Origin of the sequence: Paenibacillus sp. FSL H7-0940 (genome assembly GCF_037979415.1) — a bacterium.
GTDB lineage: Bacteria > Bacillota > Bacilli > Paenibacillales > Paenibacillaceae > Paenibacillus > Paenibacillus amylolyticus.
Window position 1 is genome coordinate 5,698,542 of the sequence record NZ_CP150280.1, and the last position, 20,519, is coordinate 5,719,060.

Sequence of the window (20,519 nt, forward strand, 5' to 3'; positions counted from 1 at the left end):
AGTTACACCAAATGCAGCGGAATAAGGAGGTAAACGGGAATGGCTTTTGATGGCGGCAGTTATGATGTAATCGTCGTTGGTGCAGGACATGCTGGTGTGGAATCCGCGCTGGCCGCAGCTCGTATGGGGTCCAAAACACTAATGATTACGATCAATCTGGACATGGTGGCTTTTATGCCTTGTAACCCATCTATTGGGGGACCGGCTAAAGGACATGTTGTCCGTGAGATTGATGCACTTGGTGGAGAAATGGGACGGAATATCGATAAAACCTTTATTCAGATGCGGATGCTTAACACGGGTAAAGGGCCTGCTGTTCACGCGCTTCGTGCTCAGGCAGATAAATTCTCTTATCAGCATAAAATGAAGGAAACAATGGAGAATGAACGTAATCTGACGATGCGTCAGGGTATGGTTGATTCACTGATCGTTGAAGACGGAAAATGTGTAGGCGTTGTGACTCAGACCGGAACAGAGTATCGGGCTAAAGCGGTCGTTCTGACAACAGGCACATACTTGCGCGGTAAAGTAATTATGGGCGAGTTGATGTATGAGAGTGGACCGAACAATCAACAACCCTCTCTTAAATTGTCAGAGAATTTGCGTGAACTGGGCTTTGATCTGGTTCGTTTCAAAACGGGTACACCACCACGTGTGCATAAGGATACGATTGATTTTAGCAAAACCGAAATTCAGCCTGGTGATGACAAGCCGAAGTTCTTTTCCTATGAAACAGAATCTTCCGATAATGAGCAGTTGCCTTGCTGGTTGACGTATACATCTGTGGATACACATCAGATTATTAATGATAATCTGCATCGTGCTCCGATGTTCTCGGGGCTTATTGAAGGAACCGGACCACGTTATTGCCCTTCCATTGAAGATAAAATTGTTCGTTTCAGCGACAAGCCGAAACATCAGATATTCCTTGAGCCGGAAGGCAAGAACACATCCGAGTATTACGTACAGGGGTTGTCTACGAGTATGCCAGAAGACGTTCAACTGGCTATGCTGCGTTCCATTCCAGGTATGGAAAAAGTGGAAATGATGCGTAATGGTTATGCGATTGAATACGATGCGATGGTGCCTACACAATTGTGGCCATCACTGGAAACTAAACGTCTACCAGGTCTGTTTACGGCGGGTCAGATTAATGGTACCTCTGGCTATGAAGAAGCAGCAGGACAAGGTGTTATGGCTGGAATCAACGCTGCACTCAAAGTACAGGGGAAAGAGCCGGTAATACTGGATCGTTCCCAAGGTTATATTGGCGTGCTGATTGATGATCTGGTTACAAAGGGTACAAATGAACCGTATCGTCTGTTGACTTCACGCGCTGAGTATCGTCTGTTGCTTCGCCATGATAATGCAGATATGCGTTTGACGGAAATCGGACATGACATTGGCCTGATCCCTGAAGAGCGTTATGCGAAATTCCTGGATAAAAAGGCGAAAGTCGAGCAGGAAGTTGCACGTCTGAAAGTGGCTAAAGCTCGCCCGGTTGAAGTGAATGCCAAGCTGGAAGAGTACGGATCTACACCTATTCAGGATGGCAGTACGTTGCTTACCTTGCTGCGTCGCCCGGAGCTGGGGTATGAACTGATTGAACAGCTCTCACCATCTGAGGTAGAACTGACAGCAGATATGAAAGAACAAGTGGAAATACAAATTAAATATGCGGGTTATATTGAGAAACAATTGATCCACGTGGAACGTTTGCAAAAGATGGAGAAAAAGAAAATTCCGGACACCATCGTATATGATGAGATTCATGGTCTTGCTATGGAAGCCAAACAGAAGCTCGCTACGATTCGTCCAATCTCGATTGGTCAGGCTTCTCGTATTGCTGGAGTTACTCCTGCCGACATCTCCATTCTGCTGGTCTACCTGGAGCATTATAACCGTGTAACCGCAGCAAGGGGACAATAATGGACGATATTCAACAGCAACTGCAGCGGCGCTTAAAGAAACATGGATTAGAGCTGGGCGAACTCCAGTTGGAGCAATTCGAACTGTATTATCAGGAACTGGTATCCTGGAATGAAAAGATGAATCTGACGGGCATAACGGATCGGGAGCAAGTGTATACAAAACATTTCTATGATTCGGTATCGCTGGCTTTTTATACTGACATGACCAAAGTGAATAAGCTTGCTGACATTGGATCAGGAGCGGGTTTTCCGGGATTGCCACTGAAGATCTGTTTTCCTCATATTAAGCTTACGATCATTGATTCATTAAATAAACGTATTGGCTTTCTACAGCATGTGGTAGATATCCTTGGTCTGACTGATGTGGAATTGGTCCATGGACGTGCTGAAGAGATTGGACGCAAAGAAGGGTATCGTGACAGCTACGATCTCGTTACGGCGCGTGCAGTAGCCAAGCTGGCTGTGCTGAATGAATTCTGCCTTCCGTTTGTTCGTAAAAGTGGAATATTCGCTGCCATGAAGGGCGGAGACCCGCGTGAAGAAATGAAGGAAGCGGAGTTCAGCTTCAATCAGCTGAAAGGACGGGTTAAGGCCGTTCATCCTTTCCAGCTGCCGGTTGAAGAATCAGAGCGTCACATCATTCTGATTCAGAAATTTGATAAGACACCATATAAGTATCCGCGTAAACCAGGTACTCCAATGAAGACTCCGCTGATATAGTTGCGTGATGGTTTTGAAGTAAGTCAAAACAAAATAGAATTTTAGACATGGATGAAGAGGATGTTTCACGTGAAACATTCTCTTTTTTTTGTTTTCTAAAATGGAGGACTGGATCAACATTACAAATACTTCGTATTACATATCTTTTAAAGAACCTGTATTGATGAATTTTACGCACAGTAACTCATGAACAATTTCATTAATTGAATGTGTGCAAGTCGTCATATTTCCAATATTCACAAAGAAAAAGCAGGATAATTAGCAGAGTTTAAAGAATAGGTAAGCATAGGATTATGATAGAAAAGATGATAGAATAGAAGTATCCGATCCTGGGTCACAGCGATCATAGATTATATGTATAGATAGATGGATATGCGTTCGATGTTGCATGACAGAAAGCGTTATGAAAGGCAAAACTTATTCCAAGAACGATGCATGTGAAAGGTCGCTTATTGAATAAGAAGCACCTGCAAAGACTGTGGGAGCTATTACGAAACTAGGTGGTAATCTGCGGAATGAAAGAACAATTTTCGAAGTTGTTTGGTTTGGCGGAGCGCAATAACGGAGATGAGATCAAACAGATTCCGGTTAATGAAATTGTGAGCAGCCCATATCAACCCCGTACTATTTTTGATGATGATAAAATTGATGAGTTGTTGCAGACGATCAAAACACATGGTGTAATTCAGCCTATTGTCGTTCGCGTGCGAAATGGATCATATGAGATTATTGCCGGGGAACGTCGCTGGCGTGCAGTTCGAAAATTGGGTTTGGATACGATTCCGGCTATTGTGCGTGAATTCAACGACTCTCAGGCCGCATCCATTGCACTGATTGAGAACTTGCAGCGTGAAGGATTGACTTCCATTGAGGAAGCTGTCGCTTATCAGAAGCTCATCGACTTGCATCAATTGACACAGGAAAGTCTGGCACAACGACTCGGCAAAAGCCAGTCAACCATCGCGAACAAAATTCGGTTGTTACAGCTTCCGGACGGCATTAAAGCTGCATTGATGGAACGCAAAATTTCTGAACGGCATGCAAGAGCATTACTTTCTCTGGATACGGAAGAACTGCAGATGAAGTTGCTCGGTGAGATTATCGAAAAAGAATTGAATGTGAAACAGACAGAGGCACGTGTTGCCTTCTACAAGGAATCTTCCAAGATTAAAAAATCTAGACGTGTTTCCTTTACCAAGGATGTAAGGCTTGCACTTAATACAATTCGCCAATCCATTGATATGGTAACTGGCTCTGGTCTGGACATCAAAACCAAAGAAGCAGACCATGAGGATCATTATGAGATCGTTATCCATATTCCAAAACGCAAATAATTGAAGCTTATGGCGGCAATGGGCCGCTTTTTATGTCTATAAAGCAAGTTAGGTCAAACATTTTTAAAGAACGGTATATTGATGGAACGGTAGTTGTTGTTTGTGTGGACGATAGCCGCCTGCTTTTTGTTAACAATATCTCACAACCTACAGAAAAGACTCCTATTTTATTTGAGGTGAAGTAATTGTCTAAGATTATGGCCGTAGCAAATCAAAAGGGCGGTGTGGGGAAAACGACGACATCTGTTAACTTGGGTGCAGGACTGGCTTCACTCGGGAAAAGAGTATTGCTTGTCGATATTGACCCTCAGGGGAATACAACCAGCGGAGTCGGAATCAATAAAGCAGATGTGGCTAATTGTATATATGATGTCATTATTAATGAGGTTCCTCCTCAAGAAGCAATTTTGGAGACTCAGATTGAAGGCCTTCATATCATACCTGCAACGATTCAGCTTGCCGGAGCCGAGATCGAATTGGTGTCCACGATATCACGGGAAGTTCGCCTGAAAAAATCACTCGCCATGGTGAAAAAAAACTATGATTACATACTGATCGATTGTCCACCATCTCTTGGTATGTTAACGATCAATTCGTTGACTGCTTCCGATTCGGTGATCATTCCGATTCAGTGTGAGTATTATGCACTTGAAGGATTAAGTCAGTTGCTCAATACGGTTCGTCTGGTACAGAAACATCTGAATACATCCCTGCAGATTGAAGGGGTATTGCTGACGATGTTTGATGCGCGGACCAATCTGGGAATTCAGGTTATTGAAGAAGTGAAAAAGTATTTTCAACAAAAAGTATATCAAACGATTATTCCGCGTAACGTACGGCTTAGTGAAGCACCATCTCATGGTCAATCCATTATCACGTATGACCCTCGTTCAAGAGGGGCGGAAGTGTATTTAGAGCTCGCAAAGGAAGTGATTTCTTATGAGTAAGCGGCTTGGAAAAGGTCTTGATGCCCTCATTCCTTCGCTTTCAATTAATGACGATGATAAAGTCGTAGAAATCCCGATTAGTCAACTGCGGGCTAACCCCTATCAACCACGTAAAGTATTTGATGAGGGCGCAATACATGAACTGGCTGAGTCCATTCGTCAGCATGGTGTCATACAACCCATTATTGTTCGTCCTGTATTACGAGGTTATGAGATTATCGCCGGAGAACGACGGTTCAGAGCTTCGCAATATTGTGGTAATGCCACGGTACCGGCTGTAGTCCGCAACTTCAGTGATCAGCAGGTAATGGAGATTGCGTTGATCGAGAACCTGCAACGGGAGAATCTGAACGCTATGGAAGTTGCAGTTGCTTATCAGGGGTTAATGGATCAATTCGCGTTGACTCAGGAAGAGTTGTCTGTAAAAGTAGGTAAATCACGTTCTCACATTGCTAACTTCTTGCGTCTGTTATCATTGCCCGAAGAAGTAAAAGACCATGTTTCACGTGGAACATTATCTATGGGACATGCACGTGCGATCGTGGGTGTTAAAGACGAGGTTATAGTGAAGCAACTTGCGAAACAGACCATTGATCAGCAATGGAGTGTACGTGAGTTGGAGGAAGCTGTTCAACAACTGGATCGCTCCAAAACAGGTGAGGCTAAAGCCAAATCGAAGTTAAAAAAGAAAGATCCATTCATTGATACATTGGAAGAATCTCTTCGTGAACGTTTCAAAACCACAGTGAAAATCAAGCACAATAAAGATAAAGGTAAAATTGAGCTCAACTACTACAGTCAACAGGATCTGGAACGGCTATTGGAATTGTTACAATAACAGTCGGGTCTATGATTCATTAACAACATGCGGGGCTTACTCATGTCATGACATATCGCCTCTGTACCATGGAGAAACGATATGTCATTCTTTGTTTATAGGGTTATATGTGCAATACGTGCAGGCGAATTATTAATTTATGGGACAGAGGTGGTTGTGAGGTGGAGGGAGTTATCTATCTAGATCATGCAGCAACATCTTGGCCCAAACCACCTGCTGTCGGTGATGCGATGTTGAGTGCATTGGAGATTGCCGGAGCTAATCCTGGCAGAGGAAGTCACCGTATGGCTGTTCAGGCAAGTCGTGTATTGTTCGAGGCGAGAAAATCCATATCCAATATCTTTGGAATCAAAAATGCGAATGATATTGCATTCGGATCAAATACGACAGAAGCGCTAAATCTAGCGATTCAAGGCTCGCTCAGAGAGGGCGACCATGTGATTGCCACCATGGCTGAACATAACTCAGTCAGACGACCACTAGAGTATATGCGCAGACTCCGAAATGTCGAGATTGATTATGTACCTGTTAATGCTGCGGGAGCCATTGATCTGATGCAAATGGAACGTATGTTTCGTTCTAATACCAGATTGGTGGTATGTACACATAGTTCGAATCTGCTTGGCAGTATTCTTCCTATTGGAGAAATTTCGCTCCTATGTCGTAAACATCAGGCGATCTTATTGGTAGATGCAGCTCAGAGTGCTGGGGTTATACCTGTGAATGTACAACAATTGGGCATTGATATGTTGGCTTTTCCAGGGCATAAGGGACTGCTCGGTCCTCAGGGTACAGGGGGCTTGTACATTGCTCCAGAGCTCGATATAGAGCCTTTACTTCATGGAGGAACAGGAAGTCAGTCAGAAGCTCTAGAGCAGCCAAAGGTGCGTCCTGATCGGTATGAAGCGGGGACGCCGAATACAGTCGGGATCGCAGGGCTGAATGCGGGTGTGAAACATGTACTTGAGATGACACCAGCGGTCATCTACCAACATGAGTGGGAACTGACCCAACTTATGATGGATGGGCTGTCATCCGTTAAGGGCATTCGAATGCTTGGTCCAGAGATTGGACAGCCACGCACCGGATTAGTATCTTTTACTGTAGATGGGTATGATTCAGCACAACTGGCCTTCCGTTTAGATCGGAATTATGGGATTGCGGTTCGCTCCGGTTTTCATTGCACACCGCTTGCACACGAATCTGCTGGTACAACCGCTACCGGAGCAGTAAGGGCCAGTGTGGGATACAATTCAACTAGAGAACATGTGGAAGCACTCGTTAAGGCAGTGTTGGAATTAACTGAGGCAGACTAGATTAGAGTTGAAATGATGAACTCATTTGATACAGGGTTGCTTGATTAAGCTTATGGATATCGGGTTGATTTATAATGAATGATAATATTACAGGACAGACGTTAATCTGATCAAAAATATAGAGGGGTAGTTGCAATTACATGGCTGAATTAAACGAGCTGATTCTGGAACAGCTGTTATGGATTATTGGCGGAATGGCATTACTTACGGTGATCTTGCTGATTGTGAGTATTGTTCAAGGGGCAAAGTTACGAAAGTTTAAACGTAAATATGAAGCCATGATGGCTGGCAGTGGAGTAGAGGACCTGGAATCGTTGCTGGTTAATCTGAAAATTCAGATGGACAGCATTGAGGATGAACACAAACTGCAAACGAATCAGCTGCAAGTTGTCATGCAAAAGCTGACCCGCATTCAAGGTAAAGTTGGCGTGAAAAGGTACAATGCATATGGAGAGCGTGGCAGTGATCTGAGCTTCTCAATGGCCATGATTAACGATAGCCAGGATGGCATGATTCTTACGGGGATATATAACCGTGACGGTTCTTACGTATATGCCAAACCTCTTAAAGGGGGAGAGTCCACGTATACTCTGTCCCCAGAGGAAAAGGAAGCTATTACTCTGGCACAGCAAGCAGAGTAGAACGTGTATGCCATTCCCGAATGGCCGAGTATAGACTGCTGGAAATAATCTCGGACATGCGCATAACAAGACTGAGCCGTGTGTTCTGTAGAACAAAGTATTCCATAAAGCCGCCGACGTTAACGATACCTGTCAGATGGATATCGCCGACCGGCGGTAATTCTTTATTTACCCCCGCACCCGGCTTGAGTGGACCATTCACAACTTGAATGCATCCCACACTGGATGATTGACCGAGACAGGCGTCAATGCCAATCACATAAGGGTTATGGTGTGTTTTCTGTATGTTGTGGAGTGTATCTTGCAGGTTCATCGCATGGACTGGTTCATCCAAGGTACCATATAGATGGAATAAAGGGCTGTCCCACTTGGAAAGGGCTGATCCGACCAGAGGACCAAGGCAGTCGCCTGTTGAGCGATCTGTGCCGATGCAGACAATCACTACATTTTGCAGAGAATGGGCTTTATAGAGATGGAACATTAAACGATGGGTAATGGCCGAGTGAATACTTGGATCGGTATGGGGGATTTTCAAACTGGTCATGTCTTGTGATGAAAAGGAACGCGAAGTAGGATTCATAGGATCTATCCTTTCCCTTGGAATAGTAGTAACAGTATATGGAAAGGTAGAGCGTTTTATACTTCACGAGGACAAGCTTTTTCTCTAGGGTTGGACGTATGGCGAAAGGAGCCGGACATGGACGAATGGATTAACGATTGGATGCTGATTGCATTTGATTCAACCCAGCAGGCACTGCGTGCTGAAATGCTGCTGGAGTTCGCTGAGATAGAGATTGATTTGTTCCCTACACCAAAAGAAATTACAGCAGGGTGTGCGCTATGTATTCAGTTTCCAAAAGAGGATCTGGAGCGAGTGCAAAAGATCATTCGTAATGAGTTCGTAGAGATCCGAGGCCTCTATTTCAAAACAGAAGACAGCTATGATAACATACCGATGTAGAGGAGGCATGATGGATGCTGCCATTTCAGTTTGCTCAAGGGACTACAGCTAGTGGTGCCGCAACCGCCGTTGGTGAAGCCCTTCGTTGGACGGATAAAGTCTGGAACAAAATTGCAGATCCCGATATGTGGCTTAACATTATGTTCAGCTCAATCCGGATCATCATTATTTTTATCATCACCCGTATTGTCATTAAGGTAGTCTATCGGATTATAGATCGTTCCATGGAACGCAAGCAGGAAGGCAAGATTCGCGTGAATCCGCGCAGGTTCGTAACCGTAGGGGAACTGTTGAAAAATGCGACCTCCATAACATGTAATTTTATTATGATTCTGCTACTGTTATCTGAGATCAATATCCAAGTTGGACCTCTACTCGCGAGTGCCGGTGTGCTCGGGCTTGCCATTGGTTTTGGTGCACAGGGTCTGGTCAAGGATGTTATTACCGGTTTCTTCATTATATTGGAGGACCAGTTCGCTGTGGGGGATGTTATTCAGACGGGAACCTACAAGGGAACGGTTGAAGTGATCGGACTTAGAACAACGAAACTGGTCAGCTGGCAAGGCGAAGTGCACATTATCCCAAACGGGGCGATTGCAAGTGTAACGAACTACTCCATGTCGAATTCGCTGGCTGTAGTGGATATTCCGATGAAGGCGGACTTAAGTCTCGATGAGTCAGTACATCTGGTGAAAAAGTCTTTGGTTGGGATTGAAGAGCGTGACCTAAATATTGTGAAGGTGCCGGATGTGCTCGGTATACAGTCGATGTCTACATCTGAGTATGTGGTGCGAATTGTGGCTGAATGTATGCCTAACTCTCGTGCTTCGGTGGAACGTCAGATTCAGGGCGATGTGAAGAAAACGCTGGAGTATCATGAGATGAGCAATCAAGCTGTATTGGAACAGGCAGTAGCTTTGGAGAAAGATGAGGGGGATGGCACAGGTGGAGCGTAAAAGTTTCCAGCTTGGGGATATCGTGCAGATGAAGAAGCAGCATCCCTGTGGCAGCAATGAGATGGAGATCATTCGTATGGGTATGGATATTCGGATTAAGTGTGTCGGATGTAAACACAGCGTGTTGATTCCTAGAGCGAAATTCGAGAAAAACATGAAGAAGGTACTGCGTTCAGCCGAAGATTCCACTGAATCCTGATCTTGCAATAATTCGGTATGCAGTATGCGTAATAACGTTTACATGCAGGCTCCGTAGGAGTGTTGCGTTCTGTAAATGATCATGCTATAATCAATATTGCTGCGGAAAGGTACCCAAGAGGCCCAAGGGGGCTGACTCGAAATCAGTTAGGCGTGTCACAGCGTGCGTGGGTTCGAATCCCACCCTTTCCGCCACTTCAATTGTAATTTACTCAATACACATTGAGTTTAATAAAAAGATCGATAAGAAGACTTTCCATTAGGAAAGTCTTTTTTGGTATAACGTTTTATCGAATATGTATTGAACATGTATCCATATCAGATGCATCATTAATGACTCGAACGAAAAACAAAGAGCCCCGAAGGGCTCTTTATCCGGCGGTGCATTTGTTTGTTAGGAAACAATCGGTCGTAACAATCAGACACTTGGTGTACTGCACGTAGCAATACGCGTGCTTCAGACGAAGGGCCTTACTACACATAACCACTTGCTTCTTAAATTACGTGATGAATCTCCAACAGCGAATGATCGGCTTCGTTGTCCAACGGAACCACACCTCTCTCGTGCACCGCCTGATTGTATTATGTGCTTTATTCCGTTTTATATACATGGATCGTAAAAAAGTATTGCGATTAATGGACGCGGGCTTTGGTCAGCTTCTTCCACTTGCGATTATGATTGCTTGTTTCGGGAAAAGCTTCACCTTTTTGCAACGTTACCCGCTTTGGGTTCTGAATTTCCGTGACAAAGCTTTTTTCCCCAACTTCCGTGTACTCTCCATCGTTTGGGGCTTTGTCTCCTGGTTCAAACTCGGTTTTTTCACCCATGATAAAACCTCCTCTGCAGATTATGTTACTTTGTTGCTTCTGTAGTGTGCTCCATAGCCGGGCTGATCATGTGCCAATATGTACAGGGAACGTTTGCTTGCACTTTGACTCGGTATTTGTTATATTAATATAGTTCGAGTTTGTGCTCGTTCCTTGCTCTCAACCTAGATTGAGGGCCAGAGTCCATAAGGAGGTGAAAATTATGCGCAAATATGAAGTGATGTACATTATTCGTCCTGACATTGAGCAAGAAGTTGTTCAAGCTACAGTCGATAAATTCCAAGGCATCATCTCCAACGGCGGTGGTGAAGTTACAGCTCACGACGTTATGGGTAAACGCCGTCTTGCGTATGAGATCAAGAAATTCCGTGATGGTTTTTATGTTCTGGTACATTTCACTGCTGAACCAGCAGTTGTAACTGAACTTGAGCGTCTCATGAAGATTTCTGACGAAGTAATTCGTTATCTCATTACCAACGACGTTAAGTCTGCTTAAGACTACTCGTGATTAACGCACCAATACGCTCTGAAGGAGGGGATTACATTGTTGAACCGTGTCATTCTGATCGGACGGTTAACCCGGGATCCTGAGTTGCGTTACACTCCAGCAGGAGTAGCAGTTACGCAATTTACTTTGGCAGTGGACAGACCGTTTACAAGCCAAGGGGGAGAAAAGGAAGCCGATTTCATTCCGGTCGTAACCTGGAGACAGCTTGCCGAGACCTGTGCGAACTACTTGCGCAAAGGACGCCTGGCTGCAGTCGAAGGACGCATTCAAGTACGGAACTACGAGAATAACGAAGGAAAACGTGTATACGTGACCGAAGTCATTGCCGATAATGTCCGTTTCTTGGAGTCAGCTAACCGTGATAATAGCGGTGGCGGCGGTGGGCAACCAATGCGTGAAGAGCCTTCTTATGGAGGCGGCGGACGCGCGAACAATAACAATAATTCGCGTAGCAACAATCAGGATCCTTTTTCCGATGACGGAAAACCGATTGATATATCGGATGATGATTTGCCATTTTAACATGAGCTGATACTCTTAGGAGATATGGGTTACATGATAGGAAAGGACTGAAAAGCATGGGCTTCAAGCAAAGAGAAGGCGGAGACAACGATAAAAGACCGGCACGTCGTGGCGGCCGTAATAAACGTCGTAAAGTGTGCTTCTTCACAGCTAACAAAATTACTCACATCGATTATAAAGATACGGACTTGCTTCGTAAATTTATCAGCGAACGTGGAAAAATTTTGCCACGCCGTGTAACAGGTACTAGCGCTAAATATCAACGCATGCTGACGATTGCAATCAAACGCTCCCGTCAAATCGCATTATTGCCATACACAACTGAGTAGTTTTTACTCAGCTTGCATACGAAGCAGTCGGCTTATAGCCGGCTGCTTTTTTGTATATATCAATAGAATTATTAGAAATAACAGATCCACTCTAACAAATGGAAGAATTCAATACTGTGGTGATAGAAGCATTCAAGGCTCAAATGAATTATAATAGAGTCTAATCTACTGAAAAGGTTCAGGCAGCAGGAATAGCTGTTTATTTCAGAATAAACACCAGGAGTGGATATGAATACATCAAAACGTAAAGGCAAACAGAGAAAAAAGAGAAGTCTAAAAACCTGGATTATAGCTACTCTTTTACTTTCCATTATATATGTATGGTTACAGCAAAAAGATGATATAGATAATATGTGGCCTGGGACAACAATCCAAGAAGCTCTGCCAATCACCGGCCTACATCCTGTGGTTGCAGAGAATGAGAAATTATTGGTACGTAAGGCAGCGAGACGTGGAATAGAGATTGTTATCACCCACGGTTACCGAAGTTCCGAGGAGCAAGATGCACTATTCAACCAAGGACGCTCAAGCGCAGGCAATATCGTTACTAATGCACGTGGTGGTGAGTCATATCATAACTACGGATTGGCAATTGATTTTGCACTGAGGACGCCTGGGGGTGATGTGGTGTGGGATATGGAACGTGATGATAACGGCAATGGCGAGGCAGACTGGATGGAAGTTGTGGATCTCGCCAAAGAGTTAGGTTTCACATGGGGTGGAGACTGGGCAAACTTCCCGGACTATCCTCACTTGCAGATGGATTTTGGTTTGAGTATTAATGAGTTAAAACGTGGTAAAAGACCTCCTGACTCTCAGTAAAAGGTGTTATATATACACTTAAATGAATAATTATTAGATAAGCTCTGCATTTTGCAGGGCTTTTTTCTTTCTTTTGTAAAATAAATGATAAAAGATGACAATTTGGTCTTTACATTAGCAAATAAATAAAACTATACTAGATTAACTAGATTTTTTACTTTGATCGCATATATTATTTCAATTACAAGCATAACGGCTCCGGTTCAATAAAATTCAGCTATAGATCGAGATATAATCATCACTCATATATGTAACATTTACCTCACGCGAAATTAAGATTGTCTACTTAAATTAAAGCATACACATACACTAGATGTAACTATTATGTTATGTATATGTTATTTTGACTGATTGCCTATGTTCGCCTCACAGCCAAAAACAAGATAACACCTCTCAAATTCCCTGCCATAAGCCTTTATAGTATTACTAATATCCAAATCTGTAGTATAAAAAACATTTATACCAAAAATCTCAAAATAAGCATTGACGTTAGCTAAAATTACACGTATGATTACATTAATTATTTTGCTATATAATTCCGCTAGGAATTATCAACATTAATTGACCAATGGTCTAAATATAAGTCTCTTATACTTGTTTCTCCTAACAATTTGGTATTTTGTATAAGCTATTGTTCGTTATCTTCAAGAACTTGGAAATATACAGTGGATGCATTTCTCTACACACGAATACAATCTACGGAAATTATGGGGTTAGGGTGATTGATTTGAATACAGAGCTATTGGAAGTCAGAAATCTAACAACATCATTCAGAATTGAAGATGACTATTATGCAGCAGTGGATCACGTTAACCTTACGGTGAAGAAAAATGAAGTGTTGGCGATTGTAGGTGAATCCGGGTCAGGTAAAAGTGCTTTTGCATTCTCTCTTATGGGTTTGCATAACAAAGCAAAAATCGAAGGCCAGATTCTCTATAAAGGACAAGATATTGCCAACATCTCCCCAAGCAAGTTAAACAAGCTACGCGGTAAAGAAATGGGCATGATTTTTCAGGACCCATTGTCCGCACTAAATCCTCTAATGATTATTGGTGAACAGATTGAAGAGATTCTCACACTTCATCAGTCCAAGCTGTCTTCCAGAGAGAAGAGAGAAAAGGTCATTCACTTATTGAATCAGGTAGGGATTCCACGTCCCGAACAAATATACAAGCAGTATCCCCACGAACTATCTGGTGGTATGAGACAGAGAATTGTTATTGCCATTGCGATTGCCAACAAACCGGAACTACTCATAGCCGATGAACCAACGACGGCGCTTGACGTTACGATTCAACTACAGATTCTGGAGCTGATCCGTGATCTGAAGAGTGAAATTAACGCAGGCATTATTCTGATTACACATGATCTGGGTGTCGTAGCTGAGATGGCTGATCGCGTTGCAGTTATGTATGCAGGCGAAATTGTTGAAATCGCAGATATCTTCACATTGATGAACGATGCGAAGCATCCATATACCCGCTCACTGTTGAACTCTATTCCCACCCTGTCTGAAGAAGGATCCAAATTGCATGTCATCCAAGGTATTGTACCATCACTCAAAAATCTTCCTCGCAAAGGGTGCAGATTCAAAGCCCGAATTCCATGGATTAGTGAATCGGCTCATGAAGAGAACCCACAGATGCATGAAATTGCACCAGGTCACTTTGTACGGTGTACCTGTTACCAGCACTTTCATTTCCCTGACCAAAGCTGAGGAGGAATAACATAATGGCATTACTCGAAGTAGAAGGGCTTAAGATACACTTTCCGATTCGCGGTGGATTGCTTAAACGGGAAATTGGCAGTGTAAAGGCTGTTGATGATGTTAGCTTCTCCATTGAAGAAGGACAGACTTATGGTCTGGTTGGCGAATCAGGTTCAGGAAAAACAACAACAGGCAGAGCCATTATTGGGCTAAACCATGTCACTGACGGAAAGATCCTGTTTAACGGCAAAAATCTGGCTACGGAGCGACGTAAGAACAGGCAGCTCCAGCGGGATGTACAAATGATTTTTCAAGACCCATATTCATCACTGAATCCAAAGAAGCGGGTTATCGATATTATCGCTGAGCCGTTTCGTAACTATGAGCGTCTGACAGCTACCGAGGAGAAAAGACAAGTAAGAGAATTACTTGAAAAGGTTGGCCTGAGTCCGGAATCAATCTACAAATATCCTCATGAATTCTCCGGCGGACAGCGTCAACGGATAGGCATCGCACGGGCTATTGCCCTGAAGCCGAAGTTAATTATCGCTGATGAACCTGTATCTGCACTCGATGTATCGGTACAGGCTCAGGTACTCAACTTCATGCAGGAAATTCAAAAAGAATTAAATCTGACCTATCTGTTCATCAGTCACGATCTGGGTATCATCCGTCATATGTGTGATGAGATTGGAATTATGTATAAAGGTCGATATGTGGAACAGGGCACAACAAATGATATTTTTGAGAATCCGCAACACATCTATACCAAACGTCTCATTGCAGCCATTCCGGATATGGACCCAACCAAACGAGAGGAAATGGTAGCCTTCCGTCAACAGGTCAAATCCGAGTATGAACATTCATACCGAAATTTCTTTGATGAGGAAGGACTTGCATACTCGCTCAAATCCATTTCCGATACTCACCGAGTAGCTCTACCTCAGAAAGGTTGAAGGCCATATGTGGAAAACGATAGTACGCAGAATTATCATAATGATCCCTCAGATCTTTTTACTTAGTCTTTTGGTCTTTCTGATGGCCAAGGCCATGCCGGGCGATGCACTAACCGGATTGCTTGATCCAAGCGTTGATCCCAAAGCATTGGAAGCCCAGCGAGAGAGATTGGGATTGAATAATCCTTGGTATGTGCAATATTGGGACTGGATCAAAAACGCCATCCAAGGTGATTTTGGGCAATCCTTCCGTTTCAAAATGCCGGTTACCGACTTGATCGGTCAGCGTGTAGCAAATACATTCTGGCTCGCACTGGCGACACTTGTACTGACTTACCTGATCGCTATTCCACTGGGTATCATCAGTGGTCGTTACAACGATACCTGGTCTGATCGGTTGATCACGGGATACACTTACCTGGGGTTTGCCGCACCATTGTTCATCTTCGCACTGGTGATGGTATGGATCTTCGGATTCCACTTCGGCTGGTTCCCGACAGGAGGTAGCGTTGCGCCGGGTCTTACACCAGGCACATTCAGCTACGTAATGAGTAAGTTCTATCATCTATTATTGCCGGCATTATCGATGGCACTAATTACAACGGTATCTACGGTTCAATATTTACGTAGTGAAATCATTGATATCAAGCATAAGGAATTCGTTATTACTGCCAGAGCCAAAGGTGCCTCGGAATCTCGAATCTACAACAGGCATATCTTGAGGAATTCACTATTACCTATCGCCGCGTTCTTTGGATATGAGATCACAGGACTTATCGGAGGCACGGTATTTATCGAAAGTATATTCAGTTATCCAGGTATGGGGCAGTTGTTCCTGAGTTCCATCTCATTGCGTGACTTCAGCGTTGTGACTGCACTCGTATTGTTGTATGGCGTAGCTTCCATTCTCGGGGCATTGCTGTCTGACATAATTCTGGGAATTGTAGATCCACGTATACGGATCAAGTAAGAACTTGAAGATTTCGGGGTGAAAACAAGATGAGCAAGGCCAACGAGGTAGTTGTAACTTCACAAAAGGTTGATAAAAGCCCCTCCAGCTTGAGTATTTTATGGAGGGAGCTTGTCAGAGATAAGGTGGCACTAATCTCGCTCATTTTCTTGGGCTTGGTCATGTTGCTGGTATATGGCACGTCTCTCATTCTGAATCAGGATGATATCGTACGCGTGGATCTGTTTGCCTTATATGAACCACCATCCGCGAAATATTGGCTTGGAACGGACTATGGAGGTCGTGATGTATTTGGCCAATTGGTCATCGGTACACGTAACTCCCTGACCATTGGAATTATCGTAACGTTAATGACTGGCTTCATAGGTATCTTAATTGGCCTTTTATCCGGTTATTTCGGTGGAATGATAGACAACCTGTTTATGCGTGTTGTTGATTTCTTCATGATCCTTCCGATGTTGATGATTGTTATCGCGTTTGTTACGGCAGTACCGAAATACAATATCATCTCGTTCTCTCTAATCATGACGGCATTTCTCTGGATGGGTATCGCCAGGTTGATTCGCTCCAAAGCATTACAGGAACGGGAACTGGATTATGTAAAAGCTTCAAAAACATTGGGCTCATCTCATCTGAAGATTATGCTCTCACAGGTTCTTCCGAATCTGAGTTCCATTATCATCGTAACGATGACATTGAATCTCGCTGCCAACATTGGCCTCGAATCCGGGCTGTCTTTCCTAGGGTTTGGTTTTCCCGAAAGTACGCCTAGTCTTGGAACACTCGTAAGTTATGCACGTAATCCGCAAACCCTGGAGTCCAGATGGTGGATATGGCTACCCGCATCGGTACTGATTCTGGTATTGATGTTGAGTATAAATAATGTCGGTCAAGCCCTAAAGCGTGCGACTGATGCAAGACAAAGAAGAGGTTAAAAAAAGGGAGGAAAGGTTCATGAAAAAGGGATTATTTTCACGGGGACTATTTTTCACGATGATGTTGGTCTTTGTATTGGTGCTCGCAGCTTGCTCTGAGAAAGAAGCAGCTACTCCAGCTCCAGCTTCCAACACAGAAGAGGGGAAAACGGAGGAAAAACCTGCTAATGAAGAGGGCGTTTACTCCATTGATGACTTCAACAATGTCAAAACGAATGAGGGTACTGCGATTGAGGGTGGATCAGTTACATTCGGACTTGTATCGGATACTGCTTTTGAAGGTACACTGAACTTTAACTTCTATTCCGGTAACCCGGATGCACAGGTTCTTCAATGGTTTGATGAAGGTTTGCTGACTTGGGATAAAGACTATGTGTACACCAATGATGGTGCTGCAACATATGAGACTTCCGAAGATGGCAAAACGTTCACACTGACCATTCGTGATAATGTGAACTGGCATGATGGCAAACCGGTAACGGCTGAAGATCTGCAGTTTGCTTATGAAGTGATTGGTAACAAAGCGTATGATGGTCCACGTTATGACTCCAACTTCACTAGCATAGTAGGTATGGACGAGTATCATGCTGGAAAAGCAAAAACAATCTCTGGTATTAAAGTGCTGAGCGACAAACAAATCAGCATTACGTATAAAGAATCTACTCCGTCCCTGCTGACAGGTGGCGTATGGACGTATCCACTGGCTAAACATATCTTCGGCGATATGGATGTAGCCAAAATGTCTTCTTCCAAAGAAGTACGTGAAAAACCAATTGGTTTTGGTCCATTTAAAGTGGATGTTATCACTCCAGGTGAGTCTGTAACTTTTGTTAAAAACGATGACTACTGGCGTGGAGCTCCAAAACTGGATGGTGTAACTCTGAAAGTTATCAACCCGACAACGGTTGTTCAAGAACTGAAATCTGGCGGGGTAGATCTTGTGGATGCATTCCCGACAGATCAATACAAAGACAATGCTAACCTGTCCAACGTAGAATTCCTGGGCGCAATCGATCGTGCTTATACGTACATCGGTTTCAAACTGGGTACGTGGGATGAAGAGAACGGAAAAGTTGTAAGCAATGCCGAAGCAAAAATGGGCGACAAAAACTTGCGTAAAGCCATGTGGATGGCTGTAGATAACGATCAAGTAGGTAAACGTTTCTATAATGGCCTGCGTTGGAATGCAACAACCTTGATTCCACCATCTCACCCAGAATTCCATGATTCCAACAATAAGGGTGTAACATATGATCCAGAAGCAGCGAAAGCATTGCTCGACGAAGCTGGTTATAAACTGGATGGTGAATTCCGTACGAATCCGGATGGAACACCACTCGAAATCAACTTTGTATCCATGACTGGTGGAGACACAGCTGAACCATTGGCTCGTTATTATGTTCAATCATGGGCAGCTATTGGTTTGAAAGTAAATCTGGAAATGGTTGAGTTCAACAGCTTCTATGACCGTGTAGGTAACACAGGTAAAGATGATCCGAACATTGATGTGTATCAAGCAGCATGGGGCGTTGGTATTGACGTAGATCCATCTGGTCTGTATGGCCGTGATGCACTCTACAACTTCTCCAGATTCTCCAGCGAAGAGAATGACAAATTGCTGGCACAAGGTATCTCAGCTGAAGCATTTGATGTAGACAAGCGTAAAGAGATCTACAATCAATGGCAACAATACATGGTAGATGAAGTTCCTGTATTCCCTACACTGTATCGTGCAGTTGTAGCACCCGTTAACAAACGTGTAATGAACTATGCGATTGGTGATGGAACAGGCGTTTACCTGAGCGACCTGCAAGTTAATGCAGACAAAGCAGTTGTAGCTCAGTAAAACATTCTTAAATTAGCAGCTGTAAGGATTGGGGTCCTTTAAGAAGCCGGTTGCTAGATTATTAATGAAGAATTCTCCTGGGAAAATGAATAAAAAGTGTCTTTAAAAACATGGATTCTGTACACTCTGGCATGGGTGTATGGGGTTCATGTTTTTTTTGTAACCAAAAAATAAAAAAAATTTAACTTTTTTTCAAAAAAGTGCAGACAAAATGCCTCTTTACTTCGTCTATATAGGTAAGAGGTGATCATCTTATGAAAAAATGGTGGAAACGGGCAGGTATGCTGCTGGCTCTCTTGCTTATTATATATTTGGGTGTGAAACCGGACATGCTGGTAGGCAAACCGGGAATTAAAGCTGAATCTGCGGTATTAATGGATATGAACTCTGAACAGATCTTAATGGATTTTAACGGCTCCGAAGAGATTGCTCCGGCAGGCGTCAGTAAGTTGATGACAGAACTGTTAGTAATGGAAGCCGTGATCAATGGTGATATAGGCTGGAATGATCTTGTTAATGTGAGTCTGTATGCCAGCTCCGTGGGGGGCAGTCAACTGACCCTGAAACAAGGAGAGCAATTCACCGTTCAGGAGTTGTTCGAGATCATAGCTGTCTATTCAGCCAATGATGCAGCGGTTGCTCTGGCTGAACATATCAGTGGTACAGAGCAGAAGTTTGTGCAACAGATGAATCAGAAAGCAACTCAGATTGGGCTGTCTGAGGATACACAATTCACGAATTCAACGGGCCTCAGTGAAAAGCTGCTTGGTCCTAACCGTCCGATGGATATACAAGGGCAGACCTTAATGACGGCTATAGATGCATGCAAGCTTGCGCGATATCTGCTGAATAACCATCCCGAGATTTTAAGAATCTCCAGTCAAATGCAAGTATCAATGCACCAAAAAGGGATGTACATGAGTAACACGAACTGGATGTTGTCCTCCATTGGTGGGCCGTATGCTTACGATGGGAATGACGGATTAAAGACCGGGTATGATGAAGATTCCGGATATCATTTTGTGGGGACAGCTGAACGTGATGGCAAAAGACTGATATCAGTTGTATTTGGAACAGATACTCGTGAAGGGCGTTTTGTGGAGACTCGGAAGTTATTCAACTATGGGTTTTCGGGAAACCGAGTCAGACCAGATTATTGAAGCATTACGCAAGCGTTAGTACGTTAGATAAGATATGAGGGCTGTCCGCAGGTTCGACTGAACATGTGGTAGCTCTATTTTATCGAATCTGAG

22 protein-coding genes and 1 tRNA gene are annotated in these 20,519 nt (G+C 43.6%); 21 read left to right on the forward strand and 2 right to left on the reverse strand.

Going from position 1 to position 20,519, the window contains the following annotated elements:
• Window positions 1-39: 39 nt before the first annotated feature.
• From mnmG to MHB71_RS25255, 7 genes are all read left to right on the forward strand, one after another.
• On the forward strand, window positions 40-1,929 hold the full coding sequence (mnmG, locus tag MHB71_RS25225; protein ID WP_036611972.1) for a tRNA uridine-5-carboxymethylaminomethyl(34) synthesis enzyme MnmG: 1,890 nt from the start codon (window positions 40-42) through the stop codon (window positions 1,927-1,929).
• Window positions 1,929-2,651: a 16S rRNA (guanine(527)-N(7))-methyltransferase RsmG gene (rsmG, locus tag MHB71_RS25230; protein ID WP_036611970.1), complete on the forward strand. Its 723-nt coding sequence runs from the start codon at window positions 1,929-1,931 to the stop codon at window positions 2,649-2,651. The genes mnmG and rsmG overlap by 1 nt, the downstream gene beginning before the upstream one ends.
• 515 nt (window positions 2,652-3,166) lie before the next feature.
• Window positions 3,167-3,985, forward strand: a complete 819-nt coding sequence (noc, locus tag MHB71_RS25235; RefSeq protein ID WP_036611968.1) for a nucleoid occlusion protein — start codon at window positions 3,167-3,169, stop codon at window positions 3,983-3,985.
• Between the two features lie 185 nt (window positions 3,986-4,170).
• Window positions 4,171-4,932, forward strand: coding sequence for an AAA family ATPase (locus MHB71_RS25240; protein WP_036611966.1), 762 nt, complete (start codon window positions 4,171-4,173; stop codon window positions 4,930-4,932).
• On the forward strand, window positions 4,925-5,770 hold the full coding sequence (locus MHB71_RS25245) for a ParB/RepB/Spo0J family partition protein (protein ID WP_036611964.1): 846 nt from the start codon (window positions 4,925-4,927) through the stop codon (window positions 5,768-5,770). Before MHB71_RS25240 ends, MHB71_RS25245 begins: the two co-directional genes overlap by 8 nt.
• 161 nt (window positions 5,771-5,931) lie before the next feature.
• Entirely contained in the window at window positions 5,932-7,086 is a 1,155-nt protein-coding gene (locus MHB71_RS25250; protein ID WP_340027962.1) for an aminotransferase class V-fold PLP-dependent enzyme, read from the forward strand.
• A gap of 140 nt (window positions 7,087-7,226) precedes the next feature.
• Window positions 7,227-7,727 (forward strand): DUF4446 family protein, encoded by a 501-nt coding sequence (locus MHB71_RS25255; protein WP_036611960.1) that lies wholly within the window; start codon window positions 7,227-7,229, stop codon window positions 7,725-7,727.
• On the opposite strand, the gene yyaC is transcribed toward MHB71_RS25255, so the two are convergent.
• Window positions 7,702-8,307, reverse strand: a complete 606-nt coding sequence (gene yyaC, locus MHB71_RS25260; RefSeq protein WP_017691426.1) for a spore protease YyaC — start codon at window positions 8,305-8,307, stop codon at window positions 7,702-7,704. The genes MHB71_RS25255 and yyaC overlap by 26 nt on opposite strands.
• Window positions 8,308-8,424: 117 nt before the next feature.
• Between yyaC and MHB71_RS25265 the strand changes: the two genes are divergently transcribed.
• The 4 genes from MHB71_RS25265 (at window position 8,425) to MHB71_RS25280 (ending at window position 10,037) form a co-directional block, all read left to right on the forward strand.
• Complete coding sequence (locus MHB71_RS25265) at window positions 8,425-8,688, forward strand: DUF3343 domain-containing protein (protein ID WP_017691427.1); 264 nt, start codon at window positions 8,425-8,427, stop codon at window positions 8,686-8,688.
• A 125-nt stretch (window positions 8,689-8,813) separates the two neighbouring features.
• Window positions 8,814-9,644: a mechanosensitive ion channel family protein gene (locus MHB71_RS25270; RefSeq protein WP_223200026.1), complete on the forward strand. Its 831-nt coding sequence runs from the start codon at window positions 8,814-8,816 to the stop codon at window positions 9,642-9,644.
• Window positions 9,634-9,843, forward strand: a complete 210-nt coding sequence (locus MHB71_RS25275; RefSeq protein WP_036611950.1) for a DUF951 domain-containing protein — start codon at window positions 9,634-9,636, stop codon at window positions 9,841-9,843. Before MHB71_RS25270 ends, MHB71_RS25275 begins: the two co-directional genes overlap by 11 nt.
• 103 nt (window positions 9,844-9,946) lie before the next feature.
• Window positions 9,947-10,037, forward strand: a tRNA-Ser gene (locus MHB71_RS25280).
• Window positions 10,038-10,475: 438 nt separating this feature from the next.
• Here MHB71_RS25280 and MHB71_RS25285 read toward each other — a convergent pair.
• Entirely contained in the window at window positions 10,476-10,670 is a 195-nt protein-coding gene (locus tag MHB71_RS25285) for a YjzC family protein (protein ID WP_036671877.1), read from the reverse strand.
• Between the two features lie 202 nt (window positions 10,671-10,872).
• Between MHB71_RS25285 and rpsF the strand changes: the two genes are divergently transcribed.
• From rpsF to MHB71_RS25335, 10 genes are all read left to right on the forward strand, one after another.
• Window positions 10,873-11,166 carry a 30S ribosomal protein S6 gene (gene rpsF / locus MHB71_RS25290; RefSeq protein ID WP_036611944.1) on the forward strand — a complete coding sequence of 98 codons (294 nt, stop codon included), beginning with the start codon at window positions 10,873-10,875 and terminating at the stop codon, window positions 11,164-11,166.
• Between the two features lie 48 nt (window positions 11,167-11,214).
• Window positions 11,215-11,700, forward strand: coding sequence for a single-stranded DNA-binding protein (gene ssb, locus MHB71_RS25295; protein ID WP_017691432.1), 486 nt, complete (start codon window positions 11,215-11,217; stop codon window positions 11,698-11,700).
• Between the two features lie 56 nt (window positions 11,701-11,756).
• Window positions 11,757-12,029 carry a 30S ribosomal protein S18 gene (rpsR, locus tag MHB71_RS25300; protein WP_017691433.1) on the forward strand — a complete coding sequence of 91 codons (273 nt, stop codon included), beginning with the start codon at window positions 11,757-11,759 and terminating at the stop codon, window positions 12,027-12,029.
• 228 nt (window positions 12,030-12,257) lie between these two features.
• Window positions 12,258-12,851 (forward strand): M15 family metallopeptidase, encoded by a 594-nt coding sequence (locus MHB71_RS25305; protein WP_340027963.1) that lies wholly within the window; start codon window positions 12,258-12,260, stop codon window positions 12,849-12,851.
• A gap of 727 nt (window positions 12,852-13,578) precedes the next feature.
• A complete protein-coding gene (locus tag MHB71_RS25310) occupies window positions 13,579-14,568 on the forward strand; it encodes an ABC transporter ATP-binding protein (RefSeq protein ID WP_101313565.1) in 990 nt (329 codons plus the stop codon).
• A gap of 14 nt (window positions 14,569-14,582) precedes the next feature.
• Entirely contained in the window at window positions 14,583-15,515 is a 933-nt protein-coding gene (locus MHB71_RS25315) for an ATP-binding cassette domain-containing protein (RefSeq protein ID WP_017691436.1), read from the forward strand.
• 7 nt (window positions 15,516-15,522) lie between these two features.
• Window positions 15,523-16,485, forward strand: coding sequence for an oligopeptide ABC transporter permease (opp4B, locus tag MHB71_RS25320; RefSeq protein ID WP_036611942.1), 963 nt, complete (start codon window positions 15,523-15,525; stop codon window positions 16,483-16,485).
• Between the two features lie 29 nt (window positions 16,486-16,514).
• Window positions 16,515-17,420 carry an ABC transporter permease gene (locus tag MHB71_RS25325; protein WP_036611941.1) on the forward strand — a complete coding sequence of 302 codons (906 nt, stop codon included), beginning with the start codon at window positions 16,515-16,517 and terminating at the stop codon, window positions 17,418-17,420.
• A gap of 19 nt (window positions 17,421-17,439) precedes the next feature.
• Window positions 17,440-19,266: an oligopeptide ABC transporter substrate-binding protein gene (locus tag MHB71_RS25330; protein ID WP_338707432.1), complete on the forward strand. Its 1,827-nt coding sequence runs from the start codon at window positions 17,440-17,442 to the stop codon at window positions 19,264-19,266.
• A gap of 254 nt (window positions 19,267-19,520) precedes the next feature.
• Entirely contained in the window at window positions 19,521-20,426 is a 906-nt protein-coding gene (locus MHB71_RS25335) for a D-alanyl-D-alanine carboxypeptidase family protein (protein WP_282319776.1), read from the forward strand.
• Window positions 20,427-20,519: the final 93 nt, after the last annotated feature.